The organism is Bradyrhizobium sp., assembly GCF_004799405.1.
Lineage (GTDB): Bacteria > Pseudomonadota > Alphaproteobacteria > Rhizobiales > Xanthobacteraceae > Bradyrhizobium.
In genome coordinates this window covers 39,849-62,901 of the sequence record NZ_SSMW01000031.1, presented here as the reverse complement: position 1 = coordinate 62,901, position 23,053 = coordinate 39,849, and the positions used below count along the sequence as shown (strand labels likewise).

The following is a 23,053-nucleotide window of genomic DNA, read 5'->3' as shown; positions in this document are numbered from 1 at the left end:
CCAGATGGCGCAATTGTCCGACGATTGCTTTGCCTTCGGCGGCCCGATGATGTCGGTCGACGAGGCCGTGGCCATCATCGCCGCGCGGGTCACGCCGGTGCAGGACGTCGAAACCGTTGCCTTGGGCGAGGCCGACGGACGGGTTCTCGCCAACAGCATCTCGGCCCCGCTGCCACTGCCGCCTTTCACCAATTCCGCCGTCGACGGCTATGCCGTGTTCAGCGGCGATCTTGCGCAAGGCAAAGAGCAGGCATTTCCGGTGACGGGCCGCGTTCAGGCAGGCTCCTCGGCAAACCAAGCCATCAAGCACGGCCACGCCATGCGGATCTTTACCGGCGCGCCGATGCCCGACGGCGCCGACACGGTTTTCATGCAGGAGGATGTGCGCCTCGATGAAGGCGGCAAGGTAGTTCTTCCGGCGGGCTTGCGACCCGGCGCGAATGTGCGCCCCGCGGGTGAAGATATTCCGGTCGGGCGTTCCGCGCTCGCAGCCGGTCAGCGCTTGCGGCCGCAGGATATTGCACTGGCCGCCGCGTTTGGCCTGACGCAACTCAAGGTGACCAGGCGCATCCGCGTCGCGGTGTTCTCGACCGGGAACGAACTGGTATCGCCGGGGACGCCGCGCGCGGCGGCGCAATTGTTCGATTCCAATCGCTTCATGCTGATGGCGATGCTGGTGCGGCTCGGCTGCGAAGTCAGCGACCTCGGTATCGTCAGCGACGATCGCGCCTCGCTCGCACAGGGCCTCAGGAAGGTGGCCGGCACGCATGACCTGATCCTGACCACCGGCGGGGTTTCGACCGGCGAAGAAGATCACGTCAAGGCCAGTGTCGAAAGCGTCGGGAGCCTTGTGCTATGGCGCATGGCGATCAAGCCCGGCCGTCCCGTTGCGATGGGGATCATCGCGGGCACTCCGTTCATCGGACTGCCGGGAAATCCGGTGGCGAGTTTTGTCACCTTCGTCCATGTGGTGCGTCCGACCGTGCTGGCGCTGGCGGGCGCCAGTCAACAGCATCCGGTGCCAATGCCGGTGCGTGCGGCCTTCGCTTACAACAAGAAGATCGCCCGCCGCGAATATGTCCGGGTCAATCTGCGCAAGGGCGATGACGGCGAGCTTGAAGCCGTCAAGTTCCCGCGTGAGGGCGCGGGCTTGCTGTCGTCCCTGGTGGACACCGACGGCCTCGTCGAACTGGGCGAGGCTATCACGCAGGTCGAGCCAGGGCAGATGGTGGGATTTTTGGCGTATGCGAGCCTGCTTTGATCGCCGGCCGTAGCCGTTGACCGCGTGGGTCGCCTTCGCCATGTTCCGGGCATGACCACGACCAAACTCGATCTCACCGGGCTCAAATGTCCGCTGCCGGCATTGAAGACGCGCAAGGCGCTGAAGGCGCTGAAGCCGGGCGACGTCCTCGAGGTTCACTGCACCGATCCTTTGTCGGTGATCGACATCCCCAACCTGATCCGGGAGACCGGCGACCGCGTCGAGATCGCCGAGCGCGCGGAACAGCGGATCGTTTTCGTGATCGAAAAGACAAGTGGTCTGACTGCACCCGGGGAGCGAAACCTGTGAAAATAGCTACCTTTTGCCTATCGACACCGAACCCGGCTTCTGCCCCAATTGAAGTCTCCGCAGGGGTGCGGAGGATGATTCGCGCCTGTGGCACACGCAATCCGGAACGGGGCACTTTTCAAATCACGGCTGCAGCCGGCATAACGTGTCGCATCAGGTGTTAGAATTCTCGAATGCGCGTCGCGATCCTGGCGCATCTTGAGAATTGTGCAGGGCAGCAATGCGAGAGCTGCCGCGCCGTTGAAGGGCTGAGGACAACAGGATCGTGGACGGCAGACATGCCCGGCAAGGGCGGCTGTCAGGGAGGGACTCGATGACGACAATCAGCAGCACTGGAACTATGTCCGGTGGCGGGATGGGAATTCTCGATCGCGAGCGGACGATTGCGACCGCCGGCTTCAATCGCTGGCTGGTGCCGCCCGCGGCGCTTTGCATTCATCTGTGCATCGGCATGGCCTATGGCTTCAGCGTGTTCTGGCTGCCGCTGTCGCGCGCGGTCGGACTGACCGCGCCAAAAGCATGCCCCGATCTATCGCTCGTGCAAGAGCTGTTCACCACCACCTGCGACTGGAAAGTGGCCAGCCTCGGTTGGATGTTCACTCTGTTCTTCGTGCTGCTCGGCGTATCGGCCGCGATCTGGGGCGGCTGGCTCGAGCGCGTCGGCCCGCGCAAGGCCGGCGTCGTCGCCGCGTTGTGCTGGGGCGGTGGCCTGTTGGTCGGCGCATTCGGCGTTTACGTGCATCAGCTCTGGATCATGTGGTTAGGGGCCGGCGTCATCGGCGGCGTCGGTCTCGGCCTCGGTTACATCTCCCCGGTTTCGACGCTGATCAAATGGTTTCCCGACCATCGCGGCATGGCGACCGGTTTTGCCATTGCCGGTTTCGGTGGCGGAACGCTGATCGGCGCGCCGCTGGCGAACATCCTGATCAATTACTTCAAGACCCCTGCCTCGGTCGGGGTCTGGGAGACCTTTGCCACCATGGGCGTGATTTATTTCGTGTTCATGATGATCGGCGCCTTCGCCTACCGCGTGTCGCCGGCCGGCTGGCGCCCTGAGGGTTGGACTCCGCCGAGCGAAAACAAGACGATGATCTCGCAGCATCACGTGCATCTCGACAATGCACACAAGACACCGCAGTTCTGGCTGATCTGGTGGGTGCTGTGTCTGAATGTGTCGGCCGGTATCGGCGTGATCGGCATGGCCTCGCCGATGTTGCAGGAGATCTTCGCCGGCAAGCTGATCGGGTTTCCGGACCTCGGCTTCAACGCGCTGAACGTCGAGCAGAAGACGATCATTGCGGGCATCGCGGCGGGTTTTGCCGGGCTGCTGTCGCTGTTCAACATCGGTGGCCGGGTATTCTGGGCTTCGCTGTCCGACTATATCGGCCGCAAGAATACCTATTTCTGCTTCTTCCTGATTGGTATCGCGCTCTATGCCTTGGCGCCGACCTTCGCCAACATGGGCTCGAAAGCGCTGTTTGTTGCTGCCTTCTGCATCATCCTGTCGATGTATGGCGGCGGCTTCGCGACGGTGCCGGCCTATCTTGCCGACATGTTCGGAACGCAGTTCGTGGGCGCCATTCACGGCCGGTTGCTGACCGCGTGGTCGACTGCGGGCATCATCGGTCCCGTGGTGGTGAACTACATCCGTGAGTTCCAGCTCGCGGCCGGCGTTCCGCGCGACCAGCTTTACAACACCACGATGTACATCCTGTGCGCGATGCTGATCGGCGGGTTGATCTGCAACTACCTGATCAAGCCGGTCGATTCGAAGTGGCACATGAGCGCTGACGAGGTCGCGAGGCTGCAGGCGGCGAGCGCGAAAAGCGGGTCTGCGGTGCAGACCGGGTCGTTCGGCATCGGCAGGGGCGGATTAGACGTCAAGGCCGCGCTGTTCTGGGCCTTTGTCGGCATCCCGCTTGCCTGGGGCGTGTACAAGACGCTGGAAAGCGTGGGCAAGATTTTCTGATCAGGCCATCACGGCCGCGGGGTGAAACTCGTCCCGCGGCGTCAATGCGTTTTCATTTCATCGCACAACCAGATCAGGAGAAAACCGTCATGTTTCGCACCCGTGTTTGCCTTGTCGCAGCACTTTTCGTCGCAGGAACACTTTGCACCGCATCGGCGCAGACCACGACACCCGCTCCAGGAGCAAAACCTTCAAGGGTGAAACTCACCATCGAACGCCTCAAGGAGATGCGTGCGAAGTGGGCTTTGAACAAACCCAGGCTGAAAGTGTGCCGCGCCGAGGTAAGGAGGAAGGGACTGGAGGGCGACGACCGCTGGTTCTATATCGAAGACTGCATGGACAAGAGCTGAGACGGCTTTAATCGCTCAATGGATGAATTAGCTTGGCAGAGGGGCATGACAGCGGCGGCTGTCGTGCCCCTTAAATGCTTATTGGGACGACATAATTTCTCTTGGCATCTGGCATGCCACGAACTAGAGTTGCAGGACTAAAAGAGAGAACGAGACGTTCCCATGAGTCATGACGTGCAACAGGTCCGCCCGTTCGAACATCCGGGGGAGGGACGCCGGCGGGCCAAATCGACCCCCAAGGGGCGCCAGATCGATCCCCAAGCCGCTGAAGAAATTGCGCTTTTGCTCGGTGACCGGCAGCGGCGGCGCGATCTGTTGATCGAACATCTGCACCTGATCCAGCACCACTATAACCAGATTTCCGCAGCCCACCTCGCAGCGCTCGCCGACGAGATGAAGCTGGCTTTCGCCGAAGTGTTCGAGACTGCGACCTTCTACGCGCATTTCGACGTCGTGAAGGAGGGCGAGCCAAACATCCCGCCGCTGACCATTCGCGTCTGCGACTCACTGACCTGCGCGATGCTGGGCGCGGAGAAATTACTGCAGCAGGTGCAGGAGAAGGCCGGCCCGGGCATCCGCGTGGTGCGCGCACCCTGCGTCGGCCGCTGCGACACCGCGCCCGCGGCCGAGGTCGGTCATCACTTCGTCGATCACGCCAGTGTTTCGAGCGTGCTGGCGGCGGCCAAGGGCGGCGACACCCATCCGCATCTGCCTGACTACATCGATTACGACGCCTATCTCGCCGGCGGCGGCTATACGCTGCTCAAGCGGCTGCGCTCGGGCGATCTCGCCAGGGAGGATCTGCTGAAGGCGCTCGACGATGCGTCCTTGCGCGGACTCGGCGGCGCGGGCTTTCCGACCGGGCGCAAGTGGCGCGCGGTGCTCGGCGAACCGGGGCCGCGGCTGATGGCGATCAATGGCGACGAGGGCGAGCCCGGAACCTTCAAGGACCGCTATTATCTCGAGACCGACCCGCATCGCTTTCTCGAGGGCATGCTGATCGGCGCACACGTGGTGGAAGCGACCGACATCTACATCTACATCCGCGACGAATATCCGGCCTCGCGCCAGATTCTCGATCGTGAAATCGCCAAGCTTCCGCCCGGCGGCCCGACGCTGCACATGCGGCGCGGCGCCGGCGCCTATATCTGCGGCGAAGAGTCTTCGCTGCTGGAAAGCATCGAAGGCAAGCGCGGTTTGCCGCGGCACAAGCCGCCTTACCCGTTCCAGGTCGGGCTGTTCGGACTTCCGACGCTGATCAACAACATCGAGACGCTGTGGTGGGTGCGCGACATCGTCGAAAAAGGCGCGGACTGGTGGAAGAGTCACGGCCGCAACGACCGCCATGGATTGCGCAGCTATTCGGTGTCCGGCCGGGTCAGGAACCCCGGCATGAAGCTTGCGCCGGCCGGCGTCACGGTGCGCGAGTTGATCGACGAATTTTGTGGCGGCATGGCCGAGGGCCATACCTTCCACGCTTATCTTCCGGGCGGCGCATCCGGCGGCATCCTGCCGGCATCGATGGACAACATTCCGCTCGATTTCGGCACTTTGGAAAAATACGGCTGCTTTATCGGCTCCGCCGCGGTGATTATCATGTCGCAGCAGGACAGCGTGAAGGGTGCGGCGCTCAACCTGATGCGTTTCTTCGAAGACGAAAGCTGCGGCCAGTGCACGCCCTGCCGCGTCGGCACCCAGAAGGCGGCGCTATTGATGGAGAGGCCGGTCTGGAACCGCGAATTGCTCGACGAATTGAGCCAGGCGATGCGGGATGCGTCGATCTGCGGGCTCGGCCAGGCGGCCTCGAATCCGCTAACCTCAGTCATTAAATATTTCCCGGAAGAGTTCCTGCCCAAGGAACCTGCGGAATGACCAAGATTCAGTTCGAGCTCGACGGCAAGCAGGTCGAGGCCAACGCAGGCGAGACCATCTGGCAGGTGGCCAAGCGTCAGGGTCGTGAAATTCCGCACCTGTGCTATTCGCCGGAGCCCGACTACCGGCCCGACGGCAATTGCCGCGCCTGCATGGTCGAAGTCGAGGGCGAGCGCGTGCTGGCAGCTTCCTGCAAGCGGCTGCCTAGCGTCGGCATGAAGGTGAAATCGGCCAGCGCCCGCGCGGTGGCGGCGCAGAAAATGGTGATGGAGTTGCTGGTCGCCGACCAGCCGGCGCGCGAAACGTCGCACGATCCGGATTCGAAGTTCTGGCATTGGGCCGAAAAGGTCGAAGTGACCGAAAGCCGTTTCCCGGCAGCCGAGCGCTGGCAGGGCGATGCCAGCCATCCCGCAATGCGCGTCAATCTCGATTCCTGCATCCAGTGCGGCCTGTGCGTGCGCGCCTGCCGCGAAGTCCAGGTCAATGATGTCATCGGCATGGCCTATCGCAGCCACGAATCCAAGATCGTGTTTGATTTCGATGATCCGATGGGGGAATCGACCTGCGTGGCCTGCGGCGAATGCGTGCAGGCCTGCCCAACCGGCGCGCTGATGCCGGCGGTGATGCTTGATGAGAACCAGACCCGCGTCGTCTATGCGGACAGGAAGGTGGACTCGCTGTGCCCGTACTGCGGGGTCGGCTGTCAGGCCACCTACCAAGTCAAGGATGAGAAGATCATCTACGCCGAGGGCCGCGACGGGCCAGCCAATCACAACCGGCTCTGCGTCAAGGGGCGCTTTGGATTCGACTACATCCACCATCCGCATCGCCTGACCAAGCCGCTGGTGCGGCTGCCAAATGCCAAAAAGGATTCCAACGACCAGGTCGATCCGGCCAACCCGTTCACGCATTTCCGCGAAGCCTCCTGGGAAGAAGCGCTCGACATCGCCGCCAGGGGCCTCGTCAGGATCCGCGACGAGAAGGGCGTCAAGGCGCTCGCCGGCTTCGGCTCGGCCAAGGGCTCGAACGAGGAAGCCTATCTGTTCCAGAAGCTGGTGCGCACCGGCTTCGGCTCCAACAATGTCGATCACTGCACCCGGTTGTGCCACGCGTCGTCGGTGGCGGCGCTATTCGAAGGCCTGAGCTCGGGAGCGGTGTCTGCACCGTTCGCGGCCGCTGCGGATGCTGAAGTCATATGGGTGATAGGCGCTAATCCTACGGTAAACCATCCGGTCGCTGCGACTTTCATCAAGAACGCCGCCAAGCGTGGCGCGAAGCTGTTCGTGATGGACCCGCGCGGGCAGGCGCTGTCGCGCCATGCGACCCTGCATCTCCAGTTCAAGCCCGGCAGCGATGTCGCGATGCTAAACGCGATGATGAACACCATCATCACGGAAGGGCTGACCGACGATCAATATATTGCCGGCTATACCGAGGGCTACGCGGACCTGAAGGCCAAGATCACGGAATTCACGCCGGAGAAGATGGCGCCGATCTGCGGTATCCCCGCGGAGACGTTGCGCGAGGTTGCCCGCACCTATGCGCGCGCGCGGTCCTCCATCATCTTCTGGGGCATGGGCATCAGCCAGCATGTGCACGGCACCGACAATGCGCGCTGCCTGATCGCGCTCGCGCTGATCACGGGCCAAATCGGCCGTCCCGGCACCGGGCTGCATCCGCTGCGCGGCCAGAACAACGTGCAGGGCGCTTCCGATGCCGGGCTGATTCCGATGTTTCTGCCGGATTATCAGCCTGTCGGCCGCGACGACCTGCGTGGCGCCTTCGAGAAACTCTGGGGCCAGGAGCTAGATCCCGTACGCGGACTTACCGTGGTCGAGATCATGAACGCGATCCACGCCGGTGAGATTCACGGGATGTACGTCGAAGGCGAGAACCCCGCGATGTCCGATCCCGATCTGCAGCATGCGCGGCAGGCGCTCGCCAAGCTCGACCATCTGGTGGTCCAAGACCTTTTCGTCACCGAGACCGCCTTTCACGCCGACGTGATTCTGCCGGCCTCCGCTTTTGCGGAGAAGTCCGGCTCCTTCACCAACACCGATCGCCGGGTGCAGTTGGCGCGCGAGGTCATCAAGCCACCGGGCGACGCGCGGCAGGATCTCTGGATCATCCAGGAGATCGGCAAGCGCATGGGCCTGCCCTGGAACTACGCGGGACCCGGCGAGGTCTTCACCGAGATGGCGCAACTGATGCCGTCTCTCAAAAACATCACCTGGGAGCGGCTGGTGCGCGAAGGTGCGGTGACCTATCCGGTCGACGACCCTCATCTGCCCGGCAACGAGATCATCTTCACCACCGGTTTTCCGACCGAGAGCGGCCGCGGCAAGATCGTGCCGGCGCACGTGCTGCCGCCGGACGAATTGCCCGATGACGAATATCCGATGGTGTTCTCGACCGGGCGCGTGCTCGAACACTGGCACACCGGCTCGATGACGCGGCGTTCCCATGTGCTCGACCAGATCGAGCCCGAGGCGGTGGCGTTCATGGCGCCAAAGGACATGCGGCGGTTGAAGGTGTGGCCCGGTGATGTCATCCGGCTGGAGACCCGACGCGGCGCGGTCGAGGTCAAGGTGCGCTCCGACCGCGACGTGCCGGAGAACATGGTGTTCATGCCGTTCTGTTACGCCGAAGCGGCGGCCAACCTGCTGACCAATCCGGCGCTCGATCCGTTCGGGAAAATTCCTGAATTCAAGTTCTGCGCCGTCAAGGCCGAGCGCGCCGAGATTCGCAGCGCCGCGGAGTGAATGGGACCAGCTACAACTACATAATACCGATGTTCAGTTCGTGCCCGCAGCCTGCTGCGGGACCTTGCTTTGCGCGACAAAGGCTTCCAGCCGCGCGATATTTTCCAGCAGGCGCTGGCTGGTCAGGACCAGGAAGTAATAGCCGAATTGCGGGTTCTGGAAGTAGATCTCGAGCAGCTTCTCGTAAGTGATAGTCAATACATGCCCGTCCTCGATGCATTCGATTGTCGCGGTCCGGCGGTTGTCGGGCGTGAGGAAACCGAGTTCACCCATCAGACGTCCCGGCGGCAGTTCGACGCTGATTTCCTTCACAAGAAACTTTCCGGTGACGGTGAGCAGCATTTCGTCGGCGGCATCGCCCTTCTTCATCAAAGTATCGCCCTTGCGGTATTTTCGCTCCGTCATGAACGGTTTGAGCCATTCCATCGAGGTGTCGCCCTGCGTGGCGCTACGCGCCTTCTTGACGAGAACGAGCATTTGGCGCAGGCGAAAAGCGTTGATGGGGACCAGCAGGAGATACAACAGAAAGGTCGTGATGGTTCCGCTGAGCGCGCCGAAGACGGCGAAGAAGGCGCAGCCGATCATGTTCGCGACCCGTAGCGGCACCATGGTCTGCGTCAGCAGGGTGGCGACAAAGAAGACGGCACCAACCAGGGCACACATGTTGGCCAGGGTGATGTTTTGCAAAAAGATTTCCAGCAGGCGATTGAAGATAGCGTCGTAGGTGATGTTGTTGGGGTCGAGCCCCAACTGGACCAGTATCTTTGCGACCCTGAGGTTATCGGCCGCCGTGTCGAGAATGCGGTCGAGCGTGTTGGACAGGTCTGCGTCGATGAGCATTTCAGTTTCGCCACTTCGGTTGGTTATTTTGAACGACTATAAAGAATATATATAGCATGGGCGACCGGCGCGAGCACAACACCGCCCGCAGGGGCCTGGGCAAAAGGCCCCGCTACCCTGGCACGGTTTTGGCAGCCCTTATATGCCGCGGCTATGACAGGGAACGGGAGGTCGTCTCGATTTCCTATGCCTGAGCGTGCATCTCTGGGGTTCCTGGCGCTTGTCGGCGCCGGATTCCGGAAGATGAACGATGACCCTGTTCTGTTCGCACCAGGATCGGCCCCATCGCCCGGTCGGCTTGAACCGATCCCCGATCGCCCTTCCGTCGCGCCGGATGCTCACAAAGCAGCTGCGCGTTTTCGCCCGCCGGGCTATGGGGCGAATAGGCGCGGGGTTCAAAATTCTTCACCAGGCGATCGTCACCGCAAAGACGCGTCGAATCCAGCGCGAGCAGATGTTTGACGAAATCCCGCAGCAGCCGATGATATTGGGCGACAAGTGGGATTTCTAGGCAACCCGATGCCGCTTTGACAGCTCGACGGCCTCGCCCTCTCCATCCACTCACCGTTTGATTTTGATGACCTTATCGGCAGTTTCGCCCGAGGCATCTTTGCCGCGGCGGAGCAACGTCAAGAGTGAGAGTGCGGGAGATAGACGAGGATTTTTAGCGCCATCATGGCAGCGAGGGCGCAGGTCGCCGCTACGACGGTAAAAGCCGAAATACAGAATCGCTTGATCATCGCAAAGTGAGCCCGCGCGGCACCCGCTCCAGCCTTGTCTGGCGATGTCGCATCCAGAGCTTGCCGCGGGCGAGCCCGCTCGGCTGCCGCTGCGGCCTGTCGCACCCGGTTGCTGACAAACGTATCGAGCATCTCGCGGTAGGTGGCGAAAGCGGTCTGGATCCGGTTTCGGATTTGCTCCTTCCGGGCTTCGGTATTGAACGTGATCGCGGCCATAGCGGCCTCCTTACGACTCTAACGGCCATGATGTGCCGACGATGTCATAGGAATGCGAGATGGATGAGCGTTGCATCTCATAGGAGAGATATAAAGTTAGCCCGCAGCGAAACTTACGCCGTCCAATCCCGGTGGGGAGTTTATGCCGCGGCTATGAGGGACCGCGGCAGGGCGTCTCGATTTCATATACCGTCGTGCGCATCTTCGCGGCAACAGCTCGCGATCCGGGCTTATGGCGGAGATGAGAGATGGTTCACTTTCTTACCAGCGATGAAAAATACCGGGAGTTGATCTACGACGATGATTATCGATCCTATCTCGTCGGCCGGCGCAATTCACCCGGTGACTATCGGTTCGGCAGGGTGCACGGCAAGCGGATTCGTGTCCGCGCCCGCAACGCGTTGAAGCGCGTTAATGGCTACCTAAAGGAGATGATCGAGGCGATCGCAGATGCCAAGCTTCGCCGCCTGAAGCGCGAGCTCAAACTCCGCGGCATCCGGTTCGACCGGTCGCGCGATAGATGACGCGCAAATGAGGGCCGCAGCGTTGACCAGGAGGCGGCGGGCCGCCAATTCCAATCTAACCTTGCAGAAAGGTCTGATGCCAAGGTTTGCATCCATCACATCCTTCCTTGCTTCCAGCCTGCGCGATACCCTTAGCGTCGTGCTGACGTTTCTGGGCCCCTCCTGGGACGGGCCGCGCCGGAAATACCGGCCGGAAGACCATTATATGCGCGGACCCGGACCGAAATGGCGCGAGAAGCACCTTCCTGATCGGCCTCTGCCGGCAGCCGGTAAGTCGGCGCAACAACGCCCCCTAAACAAGCGCCGCTTAGAGCGCATGGTTGCTCCCGGAGGATAGCCCTCTCCATAGGCCGTTGTCGCGCTTGACAGGTTTGCTGGCCGAAGAGGTATTCGGTTGCTCGGGTTGCATGGCCGCCGCGAAGCTTCGCTTGAGGCGCTCGTCATCGATCCGCGCAAGGTATTGCCGCAAGATTGCAGCGTTAAGTTCGTCCGGCTGCAGAATGGCAGCGCATAGCCCGGCACTGGTTCGCTGAAAGAAGTCGAAATCCAGCTTGGCCTCGTTCTGTGGGCCAAGCCTGTCGATCTCGCTTGCGATCGCCATCACGGCCAGCCTGTCGGCATTGTCCAGCGTCAAGGCAAAGCGCAGAATTGCGAGCTGCCAGGCGCGCAGGGTCTTGGCGTGCCATTCTTTTCCAGCAACGCTAGAGATCATTCGAGATGCCTCTACGACGTAGCGGCCGAACCCGTTGGAAAGCGGCGATCGTGCCAGCTCTCGATCGGACAGGCCAGATCTTCGTCGCCGATCCCGGCGATCGCGCTCGCGACATCGGCTTTCGCCGCATCGGCAAGTTCGACAAGGGGCAGGCGCGTAGTTGGCGACATGAAGCCGAGCAAACAGAGCGCGTATTTCAGGGCTGCGGGATTCTCTTTGGAGAGCGCGGCCACCAGGGGCGCAATCCGATTTTGCAGATACCTCGCCGTCTGCAGCCGTCCCTGCCGGCAGCTCGAGAACATCGTCAGGCATAGCTCCGGTGCGATGTTCGAGACTGTGGAGATGCAGCCATCCCCGCCGTTGGCAATGAATGCCAGCGCCGTTGCGTCGTCCCCGGACAGCAGGCGGAATCCATTCGGCAGCAGCGGACGCAGCCGCATCGGGCGGGTAACATCGCCGGTCGCATCCCTCAATCCAATGAACCGGTTCGATCCGGCGAGCCGCGTCAGCGTATCGTCCGACAATTCGCGGATGGTCCGGGCTGGAATGTCGTGCAGGATAATAGGCAGGGTAGTGGAGGCGGCGATCGCTTCAAAGTGCGCGGAGATGCCGGATTGCATCGGTTTGTTGTAATAGGGCACGACCGAAAGCACCGCATCGGCGCCGGCGGTCTCGGCGCGCCGGGTCAGGTCGACGGCCTGGCTGGTTGAATTCGATCCGGCGCCGGCAATGACGCGGCCGCGACGACCTGCGAGCTCGACTGCGGTACGCACGAGGCTGTCGTGCTCGGCGGGTGTCAGCGTGGACGCTTCGCCGGCGGTTTCGCCGACGACGACGGCCGAGGCGCCAGCCTCGATCTGGCGTTCGCAGAGCTTTGCGAATGCAGCCAGATCAAGCGCGCCGCTTTCATCGAAGGGCGTGGGAAGGTCGGCTATGTAGCCCGCCAGCCAAGTAGCGGGACGTGCAAGATCGGATTTCACGCTGCGTTTTCCATCTGGCCAAAGCCCTGCCGATAGGCGGAGAGCACGAGTCCCTGCTGGCATCTGACACCCGCCTCGATCCGAAAGCCCATTCGTTCCAGCCTGGTGCGGATTTTCAGGCAAACGCCGCTTTCGCGGGAGTCGATCAGAATAGCGATGGCTGCGCTGGGACCGAGGAATTGCGAGATCTGGATCAGCGCCGCCTCGATCGCTTGAACGGAATCCTGGCTCTTGATCAGGCCAACCGCGTGTTGTCGCTTTGGAATGCGGCAGGTCGCTGTAGTAGCCACGCGAATGAACCCGCGCTGCCGCAGCGCCAGGTAAAGTTCCAGGCAGTCGCTGCCGGCGACGATGGCGCGGTGCAGATTGGAAAGACGGGTGAGCTCGATCATCGTATCGACGACCTGCTCCTGGTTTGAAACGGAATGAGGCTCACCCAACTGGCGCTCCTGAATGACGGGTGCTCGATTTGTCACGCGACGCGGCGAGTGTCGGCGGCGGGGAGCGGGATCTTGCCGCCCATGTCGAGTTCGGGTTCGCGCGCCAGCTCGATGATGGTTTCGGGGTGATGGCCGTTCTCGAACAGCGCGTATTTGACAGCTTGCGCGCGGTTCACGAACAAGCCGCCATAGAGACCGTTCTGTTCCTGGGCGACCCACAGGCCGCGGCTGTTCTTGCCAATAAAGACGACGGTAGATGCTGCGCTGCACGAGGGAGGTTCGACGAGCTTCACGTTGGTATTCCTTCTATGGGCGAGTTGCGCTCTGCTCGCGGTTCATCCGCCGAGAACGCCTGCTCGTGCCGCCAATATCTTCCTGGTCGGATATGAATTCGAGGGCGACAAGTCAGCGATCTAATAGGAGCCGCATAGGATCGCGCGAGGCTGTCTCAAACCGCAATGGAATGATTGAAGCCGCTGACCAGAGCAAACAATGCCGTGAACGCGACCATTTCGTCCCAGTGATTGAGAGCGGCGTGGAACGGAGGCTCGCGCCTGATCGTGCCGATGACGGCGCAGAGGATGATGGCCATCCAGAGCAGGGCGGCAAGGCTTCTGCCGAAGCCGATGGTGCCAAATGCGGCAAAAATGACCAGAATGCTCGTTCGCAGGCAAAAGCGAACGAGCGCCCGGATCGTTGCTGGTTGCAGCGGCAAATTCGGAAGCGGCGCCAAGACTCAAGACTCCGGCATCGGTTCGTTCGCAGCCTTACGCGAAATTGTCGCAGACGACCGGCTCGTAGAGCGTGCTCGCTTCGTGCGGCACGGCGGGGACGCTGGTCTTGCTCGACGGTGCGGTAGTGCGCTGGGCGTCAACAAACGCGCATAACAGCGCCAGCGGCAAATCCGTGTGGCGGGCTTCGATCGATTGATCGAGCCATTCCGGGAGCTCGCGCTCGCGCGACAGCGCGCAGTACCACTCGCCCTCGTCATAGGCGATGCGGCGAACCTGCCATTGCGGCAGTTCCAGATCGATCAACGCCAGCGCGGCGTCCGTCCAGGCGCCCGACCGGATCAATCGCTCGATCCGTGCCGTCTTTTCGGTCTGTCCCGCGGATGGAAAGCGCCGGCATATCTCGCCGATCACTTCCAGTATCAGCTCTGTCGTCGTGGCCTGCGCCTCGCGCAGCCGATTGCTGAGTTCTTCTCGACTGGGGTGTTCTGAAAGTAGCGGCATGGCGTCGTCTCGCATCGATGCAGCCGCGATCCGCGGCCGTACCCAGCAAGATGAGCAAAGCGTCATTTGAAAACGAGACGGGGCGGGGCCTCGAAATATAGGAATCTCATAAGCGCGGTGCGCCTCCTGAATGCCACCCCCCAAGGCCACTTCCCAGGCAAGGGCGACGAAGAGGTCGCAAGGCCGCGTCACTATGGGATTCCTATAACTTTGCCGTTGCTCCCGTCTCGAAAACAAATGCGTGGAATGGCACTTCACGCCAGCCGATACGGGTAAGGCCGGGATCGCAATTCGATCCGCATATTGATCCATCGCAAACTGCCTCCCCGAAAACACGCAAGGTTGCGCACGGACACGGCGCGACAAGGAGATCGTCATGTTGGACATCGTCATGCTGGCTCTCGCCTTCGGCTTGTTCGCGGCGGGTATCGGCTACGCCTATGCCTGCGAACGGCTTTAGAGGAGAGCAGCCATGATCTTCGATTACTCACTCGCCGGCCTCGTTTCCGCGGGCCTGCTGTTTTACCTGACCTACGCGCTGCTGCGGCCCGAGCGGTTCTGACCGCTTCAGGCATCGATCCCGCGTCTTCAAAAGGCACACCACCATGACCGCCATCGGCTGGATTCAAATCATTCTGTACTGCGCCATCATCGTCGCGCTGACAAAGCCGCTCGGCGGCTACATGACGCGCGTCTTCAACGGCGAGCGAACCTTTCTGTCGCCGGTGTTGCGGCCGGTCGAGGCCTCGCTCTACTGGGTCGGCGGCGTCGACGAGAAGCGCGAGCAGCATTGGCTGACCTATACGGTTGCGATGCTGCTGTTCCACGTCGGGGGCGTCGTCATCATCTATGCGCTGATGCGGCTGCAGGCGCTGTTGCCGTTCAACCCGGCGGAACAATCCGCGGTCGCCGAGGATCTCTCGTTCAACACCGCGATCAGTTTCATCACCAATACCAACTGGCAGAACTACGGCGGCGAAAGCACGCTGTCCTATCTGGTGCAGATGCTGGGCCTGACCCATCAGAACTTCCTGTCGGCGGCAACCGGCATCGCGCTGGCGGTAGCCCTGATCCGCGGCTTCTCACGCTCCTCGATGCGCACCATCGGCAACTTCTGGGTCGATGTAACGCGCTGCACGCTCTATGTGCTGATGCCGATCTGCGTGATTTACACGCTGTTTCTGGTCTGGCAGGGCATGCCACAGACGCTGGGGGCCTACGTCGATGCCACCACGCTGGAAGGCGCCAAGCAGACCATCGCGGTCGGGCCGGTTGCCTCGCAGGTCGCCATCAAGATGCTCGGCACCAATGGCGGCGGCTTCTTCAATGCCAACGCGGCGCATCCGTTCGAGAACCCGACGGCGCTGTCGAATTTCGTGCAAATGATTTCGATCTTCGCGCTCGGCGCCGCACTGACCAACGTCTTTGGCCGCATGGTCGGCAATCAAAAGCAGGGCTGGGCGATCCTGGGCGTGATGGGCGTGCTGTTCATATCAGGCGTCGCCGTCACCTATTGGGCGGAAGCCAACGGCACCACGGCGCTCGACGCGCTCGGTCTGACCGGCGGCAACATGGAAGGCAAGGAGGTCCGCTTCGGTATCGTTGCGTCCTCGCTGTTCGCCGTCATTACAACGGCGGCTTCCTGCGGCGCGGTCAACGCCATGCATGACAGCTTCACCGCGCTTGGCGGCATGATCCCGCTGATCAACATCCAACTCGGCGAGATCATCGTCGGCGGCGTCGGCGCCGGCCTCTACGGCATGCTGATCTTTGTCGTGATCTCGATCTTCGTCGCCGGGCTGATGGTCGGCCGCACCCCCGAATATGTCGGCAAGAAGATCGAGGCCCGCGAAGTCAAGATGGCGATGCTCGCGATCCTGGTGCTGCCGTTGATGTATCTCGGCTGGACCGCGGTCGCGGTGGTCTATCCGACCGCCGTGGCCTCGATGGCCAATGCCGGTCCGCACGGCTTCACCGAGGTGCTCTACGCCTATACGTCGCAAACCGGGAATAACGGCTCGGCGTTCGCCGGGCTCACCGGCAATATCCTGTTCTACAACGTGACGGGTGCCATCGCGATGTTCGTCGGCCGCTTCTTCATGATCGTTCCGGCGATGGCGATGGCGGGTTCCCTGGCCGGCAAAAAGTCGATCCCGCCGTCATCAGGCACGCTACCGACCACCGGCGGCCTGTTCGTCGGCCTCGTGGTCGGCGTCATCCTGATCATCGGCGGACTCACCTTCTTCCCGGCGCTGGCGCTGGGCCCGATCGTCGAGCATCTCGCCGGCAACGCCAATACCCTGTTCTGATCGAACTCATTTCGGAGTTACGTCCATGGAAGTCGTGCAAAAATTGAACAAGCGCATGCCGGTTTCGGCGATGCTCGATCCGAAGATCGTGATCCCCGCGATCGGTTCGGCTTTTGCCAAGCTCGATCCCAGGGTGATGATCAAGAGTCCCGTGATGTTCGTGGTCGAAGTCGTCGCCGCACTGACCACGGTGATCTTCCTGCGCGATCTCGTGACCGGCGGGGAGAATCTGGCCTTCACCTTCCAGATCATCCTGTGGCTGTGGTTCACTGTGCTGTTTGCGAACCTCGCCGAGGCGGTCGCGGAGGGCCGCGGCAAGGCGCAGGCCGAGTCGCTGCGGAAAACCCGCACCGAGAGCCATGCCAAACTGGTGACGGGTTCCGGCAAGTCCTACCGGCTGGTATCCGGGACCAGCCTCAAGGTTGGCGATATCGTTCTGGTCGAGGCCGGCGACAACATTCCCTCCGATGGCGAGGTGATCGAAGGTGTTGCGTCGGTCAATGAGGCCGCGATCACCGGCGAATCCGCGCCCGTGATCCGCGAATCCGGCGGCGACCGATCGGCGGTCACCGGCGGCACCCAGGTGCTTTCCGACTGGATCCGCGTCCGCATTACCGCAGCGCAAGGCTCGACCTTCATCGACCGCATGATCAAGCTGGTCGAGGGTGCTGAGCGGCAGAAGACGCCGAACGAGATCGCGCTCAATATCCTGCTGGCGGGCCTGACCATCATTTTCGTATTCGCGACCGTGACGATTCCAAGCTACGCCGCCTATGCCGGCGGTTCGGTTTCAGTGGTGGTGCTGGTGGCCCTGTTCGTGACGCTGATCCCGACCACCATCGGGGCGCTGCTGTCGGCGATCGGCATCGCCGGCATGGACCGGCTGGTGCGGTTCAACGTGCTTGCGATGTCGGGCCGGGCGGTTGAGGCCGCCGGCGACGTCGATACCTTGTTGCTCGACAAGACCGGCACCATCACGCTCGGCAACCGGCAGGCCACGGCTTTTCGGCCGGTGCGCGGCGTCACCGAGCAGGAATTGGCGGACGCGGCGCAACTGGCCTCGTTGGCCGACGAGACCCCCGAGGGACGCTCGATTGTCGTGCTCGCCAAGGAAAAATACGGCATCCGCAGCCGCGACATGGCCGAGTTGGCCGCCACCTTCATTCCGTTTACGGCGCAAACCCGCATGAGCGGCGTCGATGCCGGTGCGTCGTCGGTCCGCAAGGGCGCGGTCGATGCCATCCTCAACTACATCGGGGGTGAAGCGTCGCAAACCGTGGCTACCGGCAACACCGTTCGCGCGATTCAGACCAGCGCGACTTCCGACGTCGCGCGCGAGATTCAGGCGATCTCCGACGAGATCGCCAAGGCCGGCGGCACCCCGCTTGCCGTCGCCAAGGACGGCCGCCTGCTCGGCGTCGTTCAGCTCAAGGACATCGTCAAGGGCGGCATCCGCGAACGCTTCGCCGAACTGCGCCGCATGGGCATCCGCACGGTCATGATCACCGGTGACAATCCGATGACGGCGGCGGCGATTGCGGCCGAAGCCGGCGTCGACGACTTTCTTGCCCAGGCTACTCCCGAGGACAAGCTGAAACTGATCCGCGACGAACAGGCCAAGGGCAAGCTGGTCGCCATGTGTGGCGACGGCACCAACGACGCGCCAGCGCTCGCACAGGCCGATGTCGGCGTCGCCATGAACACCGGCACGCAGGCCGCCCGCGAGGCCGGCAATATGGTCGATCTCGACTCCAACCCGACCAAGCTGATCGAAGTCGTCGAAATCGGCAAGCAGCTATTGATGACCCGCGGCGCGCTTACCACGTTCTCGATCGCCAACGACGTGGCGAAGTACTTCGCCATCATCCCCGCGATCTTCCTGACATTCTATCCGCAGCTTGCCGTACTCAACATCATGCACCTGGCGAGCCCGCAAAGCGCCATCCTGTCGGCGATCGTCTTCAACGCGCTGATCATCATCGCGCTGATTCCGCTGGCCTTGAAGGGCGTGGCCTATCGCGCCATCGGAGCCGGCGCGCTGCTGCGCCGCAACTTGATGGTCTACGGCGTCGGCGGCATCATCATTCCGTTCATCGGCATCAAGGCCATCGACATTATCGTCAATGCCTTGCACCTGGCCTGAGGAGACATTCCATGCTTCGAGAAATTCGCCCCGCCATCCTCATCCTGATCGCCCTCACGCTGATCACGGGCCTCGCCTATCCCCTGGCCATGACCGCGATCGCCGGCGTGATCTTTCCAAAGCAGGCGCAGGGCAGCCTGATCGAGAAGAACGGCGTTGTAGTCGGCTCCGCCCTGATCGGGCAGGAGTTCAAGGACGACAAATACTTCCATAGCCGGCCCTCGGCGACGACGGCGCCGGACCCGGCCGATGCCACCAAGACCGTCCCGGCCCCATATAATGCGGCCAACTCGGGTGGTTCAAACCTTGGTCCGACCAGCAAGGCCCTGAACGACCGGATCAAGGAAGACGTCGACAAGTTGAAGGCCGAGAACCCGTCCGTGCCCGTCCCGGTCGATCTCGTCACCACCTCCGGCAGCGGCCTCGATCCCGATATTTCACCGGAAGCCGCGCTATTCCAGCTGCCGCGGGTCGCCAAGGCGCGCAACATGCCGGAGGACCGCGTCCGCCAACTGGTCACCCAGAACACGGCAGGCCGCCTTGCCGGATTGTTCGGCGAACCGCGCGTTAACGTCTTGGCACTGAATTTGGCGCTGGACGCCGCCGCATCGAAATAGCGCCGCTAGGCTGTCGGAGGTCCAGGGACTATATTGCCGTATGGCAAATCAAGGCCGCGATCCCCAGAAAAGACCCTCGCCGGATGCGCTGCTGGAGGCCGCGCGGCGGGAGCACGATCAGGCCGGCCGGCTCAAGATTTTCGTCGGCGCGGCCCCCGGCGTCGGCAAGACCTATGAGATGCTGCAGAGCGCGCATGCCAAGCTTAAGGCCGGCGTCGATGTCGTCGTCGGCGCCGTCGAGACCCACGGCCGGGCCGAGACAGAGGCGTTGCTGAAAGGTCTCGAAGTCCTGCCGCGCAAGCGGATCGACTACAAGGACCAGATCATCGAGGAAATGGATATCGACGCGCTGATCGCGCGCCATCCAAAGATCGCGCTGGTCGACGAACTCGCCCATACCAACGCGCCCGGCAGCCGCCATCCCAAGCGCTACCTCGACGTCGAGGAATTGCTGTCCCACGGCATCGACGTCTACACCGCGGTCAACATCCAGCACATCGAAAGCCTCAACGACGTGGTCGCGCAGATCACGCATGTGCGGGTGCGCGAGACCGTGCCGGATTCGGTATTCGACCGCGCCGACGCCATAGAGTTGATCGACCTCACGCCCGACGACCTCATTCAGCGATTGAAGGAGGGCAAGGTCTATGTCCCCAAGCAGGCCGAGCGGGCGCTGGAGCACTATTTCTCGCCGGGCAATCTGACCGCGTTGCGCGAGCTGGCGTTGCGGCGCACCGCCGAGCGCGTCGACGAGCAGCTGTTGACCCACATGCAGGCGAACGCGATTGCCGGCCCTTGGGCCGCGGGCGAGCGTATCCTGGTTTGCCTCAGTGAGGATCCGCGGGCGGCGGGGCTGGTACGCTACACCAAGCGGCTAGCGGATCGCCTGCACGCGCCCTGGACCGCCATCAGCATCGAGACGCGGCGGAGCCTGCAATTGACCGACGAGCAGCGCGACCGGCTTGCCGATACGTTGCGGCTGGCCGAGGCGCTGGGTGGCGAGGCGCTGACCATTCCCGGCGTCGGACGCCGCATCGCCGATGACGTGATCAGTTATGCGCAAGCCAACAACGTCACCCAGATCATCATCGGAAAGGCGACCCGCTCGTGGTGGTTCGAAATAATGCGCGGCTCGGTGGTGCATGACCTGGTGCGGCGCGCCGGCAATATCAGCGTCAACGTGATCGCCGGCGATGAACTGCCTGCCGGGGGCGTTGCCAAAACTGCGGTGCAGACGGCGGCGCGGCCGGAGCCTTTCGATCCCTGGCCATATCTGATGGCGCTTCTGATCGTGGCCATCGGTCTTGGCGCTGCCGAGCTGATCCAGCCGGTGTTCGGTATCGAGAATGTCGATCTGGTGTTCCTGACGGCCGTGGTGACCGTGGCGGTTCGCTTCGGTCTGTGGCCCTCGCTGCTGGCCAGCGTCGCGGCGTCGCTGTGTTACAATTTCTTCTTCTTGCCGCCGGTCTATACCTTCACGATTACCGACCCGACCAATATTGCGGCGTTCTTCTTTTTCATGCTGATCGCGATCCTGGTTTCCAACGTCGGCGCGCGCGTGCGCACCCAGGCCGTTACCGCGATCGGCCGGGTCCGGACTACGGAATCGCTTTACGCCTTCAGCCGCAAGCTCGCGGGCACGGCAACGCTGGACGACGTGCTATGGGCGACCGCCTACCAAACCGCGTTGATGCTGAAAGTCCGCGTGGTCCTGCTGCTGCTCGAGGACGGCGTTCTGACTGTGAAGGCGGGCTACCCGCCGGAAGATGAACTCGACAAGGCCGACCTCGCCGCGGCGAACTGGGCGTGGGGCAATGACCGTCCGGCCGGGCGTGGCTCCGATACGCTGCCGGGCGCCAAGCGCCTGTTCCTGCCGATGCGAACCGGACGCGGACCAATCGGCGTCATCGGTATCGATGACGACAAGTCGGGACCGTTGCTCACCCCGGATCAGCGCCGGCTGCTCGATGCCCTGATGGATCAGGGCGCGCTGGCGATCGAACGGGTGCAACTGGTCGAGGACATGGACCGCGTCAAACGCACGGTGGAATCCGACCGGTTGCGCGCTGCGCTCCTGACCTCGATCTCGCACGACCTCAAGACGCCGCTGGCTTCGGTGCTCGGTGCCGCCAGCACCATGCGCGATCTCTCCAGCGGCCTGACCGACACCGAAAAGCGCGACCTGTTGGCAACCGTGATCGACGAGTCGGAAAGGCTCAATCGCTTCATCGCCAATCTGCTCGATATGACCAAGCTGGAATCCGGCGCCATCGTGCCGAATACCGCGCGGCACGATCTCGGCGAGATCGTCGGCAGCGCGTTGCGGCGCGCCAGCAAGATTCTGGTTCATCACAAGGTCTCGCTCGAGCTTGCCGCCGATATTCCGATGCTGGAGATCGATGCGGTGTTGTTCGAGCAGGTGCTTTTCAATCTTTTGGATAATGCCGCCAAATATGCGCTGGCGGATACCACGATATCGATACGGAGCATGCGGAACAAGGATTCGGTTTCGCTGCAAATCATCGATGAAGGCGCGGGCATTCCGCCGCTGGAACTGGAGAGCGTGTTCGACAAGTTCTACCGCGCGCAAAAGGGCGATCACGTCCGCCCCGGCACCGGCCTCGGGCTTGCGATTTCCCGCGGTTTCGTCGAGGCCATGCATGGCACGATCACAGCCGCCAACCGTACCGATCGAAGCGGTGCGGTGCTGACCATCCGGTTGCCGATCCCGGCGGCATCCGCGGCACTGGACACCGCCGCATGAGCGCTGCCCCGATCAAGGTTCTGGTCATTGACGATGAGCCGCCGATCCGCAAATTACTGCGGATGGGACTAAGCACGCAGGGCTACGAAATACTGGAAGCTTCCAACGGCAAAATGGCTCTGGAATTGCTGGCCCAGGATCCTGCATTGATTATTCTCGATCTTGGCCTGCCGGATATCCAGGGCCATGAATTGCTGCGCATGATCCGCGGTCGCAACGACAGCGTCCCCGTCGTGGTGCTGTCGAGCCGCGGCGATGAGGCCGGCAAGGTCGAGGCACTCGATCTCGGGGCCGATGACTACCTCACCAAGCCGTTCGGGATGGACGAACTGCTGGCGCGGATGCGCGCGGCGTTGCGGCATCAATTGCAAGTCCACGGCGAACGCCCGGTGTTTCGGTCCGGCGATCTCTCGGTCGACCTGGTGCGTCGCATCGTCAAGGTCGGCGACAAGGACGTGAAACTGTCGCCCAAGGAATACGAATTGCTGCGGGTGCTGGTACAGCACGCCGGCAAGGTGCTGACCCACCGGTTTCTGCTCAAGGAACTGTGGGATGAACTGACCGACGCGCAATATCTGCGGGTCTATGTACGGCAACTCCGGCAGAAGATCGAAGCCGATCCGGAGCGCCCGCAATTCGTTTTGACGGAGACCGGAATCGGATATCGGCTGCGCGCGCCGGATTAGGGCTTCGCATCCGTCATCCTGAGCATGACGAGCGGCGTGTGACGCAAAAGTTGGAACTTTCCCAAGCCGCGAAGATTATTTTGCCGCAACTGGGAGAGTACTCATGGCACGGAAATATTCCAAAAAAGCGTCCGCCGATGTCGAGCGCGCAATGAAGAAACGCAACGCTGGGACCCTGAAAAGCGGCCGGGCCGGCCGGAAAGTCACTAGCCGCAAGCAGGCGATCGCGATCGGGCTTTCCGAGGCGAGGGCGAAGGGCAAGAAGGTCCCGAAGGCGAAGGGCAAGAAGGTCCCGAAGAAGGCAGCCAGCAAGCGCTAGGCGAA

The 23,053-nt window shown here is 62.3% G+C and carries 23 protein-coding genes; 15 read left to right on the top strand and 8 right to left on the bottom strand.

The genetic code is table 11. The annotated features are described in order from the left end of the window. Window positions 1–4: 4 nt before the first annotated feature. The 6 genes from glp to fdhF all read left to right on the top strand — a co-directional run bounded on the left by glp (window position 5) and on the right by fdhF (window position 8,523). Window positions 5–1,261, top strand: coding sequence for a gephyrin-like molybdotransferase Glp (glp, locus tag E7813_RS05570; RefSeq protein WP_291571678.1), 1,257 nt, complete (start codon window positions 5–7; stop codon window positions 1,259–1,261). Window positions 1,262–1,312: 51 nt separating this feature from the next. Then, window positions 1,313–1,570 carry a sulfurtransferase TusA family protein gene (locus E7813_RS05565; RefSeq protein WP_291571676.1) on the top strand — a complete coding sequence of 86 codons (258 nt, stop codon included), beginning with the start codon at window positions 1,313–1,315 and terminating at the stop codon, window positions 1,568–1,570. 313 nt (window positions 1,571–1,883) lie between these two features. Beyond that, entirely contained in the window at window positions 1,884–3,539 is a 1,656-nt protein-coding gene (locus E7813_RS05560) for an OFA family MFS transporter (protein ID WP_291571675.1), read from the top strand. A gap of 89 nt (window positions 3,540–3,628) precedes the next feature. After that, on the top strand, window positions 3,629–3,889 hold the full coding sequence (locus E7813_RS05555) for a hypothetical protein (protein WP_291571722.1): 261 nt from the start codon (window positions 3,629–3,631) through the stop codon (window positions 3,887–3,889). Between the two features lie 162 nt (window positions 3,890–4,051). Further along, window positions 4,052–5,761 (top strand): NADH-ubiquinone oxidoreductase-F iron-sulfur binding region domain-containing protein, encoded by a 1,710-nt coding sequence (locus tag E7813_RS05550; protein WP_291571674.1) that lies wholly within the window; start codon window positions 4,052–4,054, stop codon window positions 5,759–5,761. After that, window positions 5,758–8,523, top strand: coding sequence for a formate dehydrogenase subunit alpha (gene fdhF, locus E7813_RS05545; RefSeq protein ID WP_291571672.1), 2,766 nt, complete (start codon window positions 5,758–5,760; stop codon window positions 8,521–8,523). The genes E7813_RS05550 and fdhF overlap by 4 nt, the downstream gene beginning before the upstream one ends. 33 nt (window positions 8,524–8,556) lie before the next feature. Here the strand turns inward: fdhF and E7813_RS05540 are convergent, their stop codons facing one another. After that, a complete protein-coding gene (locus tag E7813_RS05540) occupies window positions 8,557–9,363 on the bottom strand; it encodes a cyclic nucleotide-binding domain-containing protein (protein WP_291571670.1) in 807 nt (268 codons plus the stop codon). Window positions 9,364–9,613: 250 nt separating this feature from the next. Here E7813_RS05540 and E7813_RS05535 point away from each other — a divergent pair, with 250 nt between their 5' ends. Next, window positions 9,614–9,874 (top strand): hypothetical protein, encoded by a 261-nt coding sequence (locus tag E7813_RS05535; protein WP_291571668.1) that lies wholly within the window; start codon window positions 9,614–9,616, stop codon window positions 9,872–9,874. Between the two features lie 118 nt (window positions 9,875–9,992). Here E7813_RS05535 and E7813_RS05530 read toward each other — a convergent pair whose 3' ends face one another. Further along, a complete protein-coding gene (locus E7813_RS05530; protein WP_291571666.1) occupies window positions 9,993–10,319 on the bottom strand; it encodes a hypothetical protein in 327 nt (108 codons plus the stop codon). 248 nt (window positions 10,320–10,567) lie between these two features. Here E7813_RS05530 and E7813_RS05525 point away from each other — a divergent pair, with 248 nt between their 5' ends. After that, on the top strand, window positions 10,568–10,843 hold the full coding sequence (locus E7813_RS05525; RefSeq protein WP_291571664.1) for a hypothetical protein: 276 nt from the start codon (window positions 10,568–10,570) through the stop codon (window positions 10,841–10,843). A 307-nt stretch (window positions 10,844–11,150) separates the two neighbouring features. Here E7813_RS05525 and E7813_RS05520 read toward each other — a convergent pair whose 3' ends face one another. From E7813_RS05520 to E7813_RS26115, 6 genes are all read right to left on the bottom strand, one after another. Further along, entirely contained in the window at window positions 11,151–11,555 is a 405-nt protein-coding gene (locus E7813_RS05520) for a hypothetical protein (protein ID WP_291571662.1), read from the bottom strand. An 11-nt stretch (window positions 11,556–11,566) separates the two neighbouring features. Then, on the bottom strand, window positions 11,567–12,535 hold the full coding sequence (dapA, locus tag E7813_RS05515) for a 4-hydroxy-tetrahydrodipicolinate synthase (protein ID WP_291571660.1): 969 nt from the start codon (window positions 12,533–12,535) through the stop codon (window positions 11,567–11,569). Further along, window positions 12,532–12,975, bottom strand: coding sequence for a hypothetical protein (locus E7813_RS05510; protein WP_291571658.1), 444 nt, complete (start codon window positions 12,973–12,975; stop codon window positions 12,532–12,534). The genes dapA and E7813_RS05510 overlap by 4 nt, the downstream gene beginning before the upstream one ends. Before the next feature lie 32 nt (window positions 12,976–13,007). Further along, window positions 13,008–13,268, bottom strand: a complete 261-nt coding sequence (locus E7813_RS05505; RefSeq protein ID WP_291571656.1) for a hypothetical protein — start codon at window positions 13,266–13,268, stop codon at window positions 13,008–13,010. Window positions 13,269–13,423: 155 nt separating this feature from the next. Next, the gene (locus E7813_RS05500; protein WP_291571654.1) at window positions 13,424–13,708 is read right to left on the bottom strand and encodes a hypothetical protein; all 285 of its coding nucleotides are present in this window, start codon (window positions 13,706–13,708) and stop codon (window positions 13,424–13,426) included. A gap of 34 nt (window positions 13,709–13,742) precedes the next feature. Then, complete coding sequence (locus E7813_RS26115) at window positions 13,743–14,603, bottom strand: hypothetical protein (RefSeq protein ID WP_363331153.1); 861 nt, start codon at window positions 14,601–14,603, stop codon at window positions 13,743–13,745. 79 nt (window positions 14,604–14,682) lie between these two features. Here E7813_RS26115 and E7813_RS05490 point away from each other — a divergent pair, with 79 nt between their 5' ends. The 7 genes from E7813_RS05490 to E7813_RS05460 all read left to right on the top strand — a co-directional run bounded on the left by E7813_RS05490 (window position 14,683) and on the right by E7813_RS05460 (window position 23,048). Continuing rightward, complete coding sequence (locus tag E7813_RS05490; protein WP_291571652.1) at window positions 14,683–14,772, top strand: K(+)-transporting ATPase subunit F; 90 nt, start codon at window positions 14,683–14,685, stop codon at window positions 14,770–14,772. Between the two features lie 43 nt (window positions 14,773–14,815). Continuing rightward, entirely contained in the window at window positions 14,816–16,519 is a 1,704-nt protein-coding gene (gene kdpA, locus E7813_RS05485; protein ID WP_291571650.1) for a potassium-transporting ATPase subunit KdpA, read from the top strand. Window positions 16,520–16,544: 25 nt separating this feature from the next. Continuing rightward, window positions 16,545–18,662, top strand: a complete 2,118-nt coding sequence (gene kdpB, locus E7813_RS05480; protein WP_291571648.1) for a potassium-transporting ATPase subunit KdpB — start codon at window positions 16,545–16,547, stop codon at window positions 18,660–18,662. Between the two features lie 11 nt (window positions 18,663–18,673). Beyond that, complete coding sequence (locus tag E7813_RS05475) at window positions 18,674–19,279, top strand: K(+)-transporting ATPase subunit C (RefSeq protein ID WP_291571646.1); 606 nt, start codon at window positions 18,674–18,676, stop codon at window positions 19,277–19,279. Window positions 19,280–19,319: 40 nt separating this feature from the next. Then, the gene (locus E7813_RS05470) at window positions 19,320–22,043 is read left to right on the top strand and encodes a sensor histidine kinase KdpD (protein ID WP_291571644.1); all 2,724 of its coding nucleotides are present in this window, start codon (window positions 19,320–19,322) and stop codon (window positions 22,041–22,043) included. Beyond that, a complete protein-coding gene (locus E7813_RS05465; RefSeq protein WP_291571642.1) occupies window positions 22,040–22,729 on the top strand; it encodes a response regulator transcription factor in 690 nt (229 codons plus the stop codon). Before E7813_RS05470 ends, E7813_RS05465 begins: the two co-directional genes overlap by 4 nt. A gap of 103 nt (window positions 22,730–22,832) precedes the next feature. Next, the gene (locus E7813_RS05460; protein ID WP_291571640.1) at window positions 22,833–23,048 is read left to right on the top strand and encodes a DUF6496 domain-containing protein; all 216 of its coding nucleotides are present in this window, start codon (window positions 22,833–22,835) and stop codon (window positions 23,046–23,048) included. Window positions 23,049–23,053: the final 5 nt, after the last annotated feature.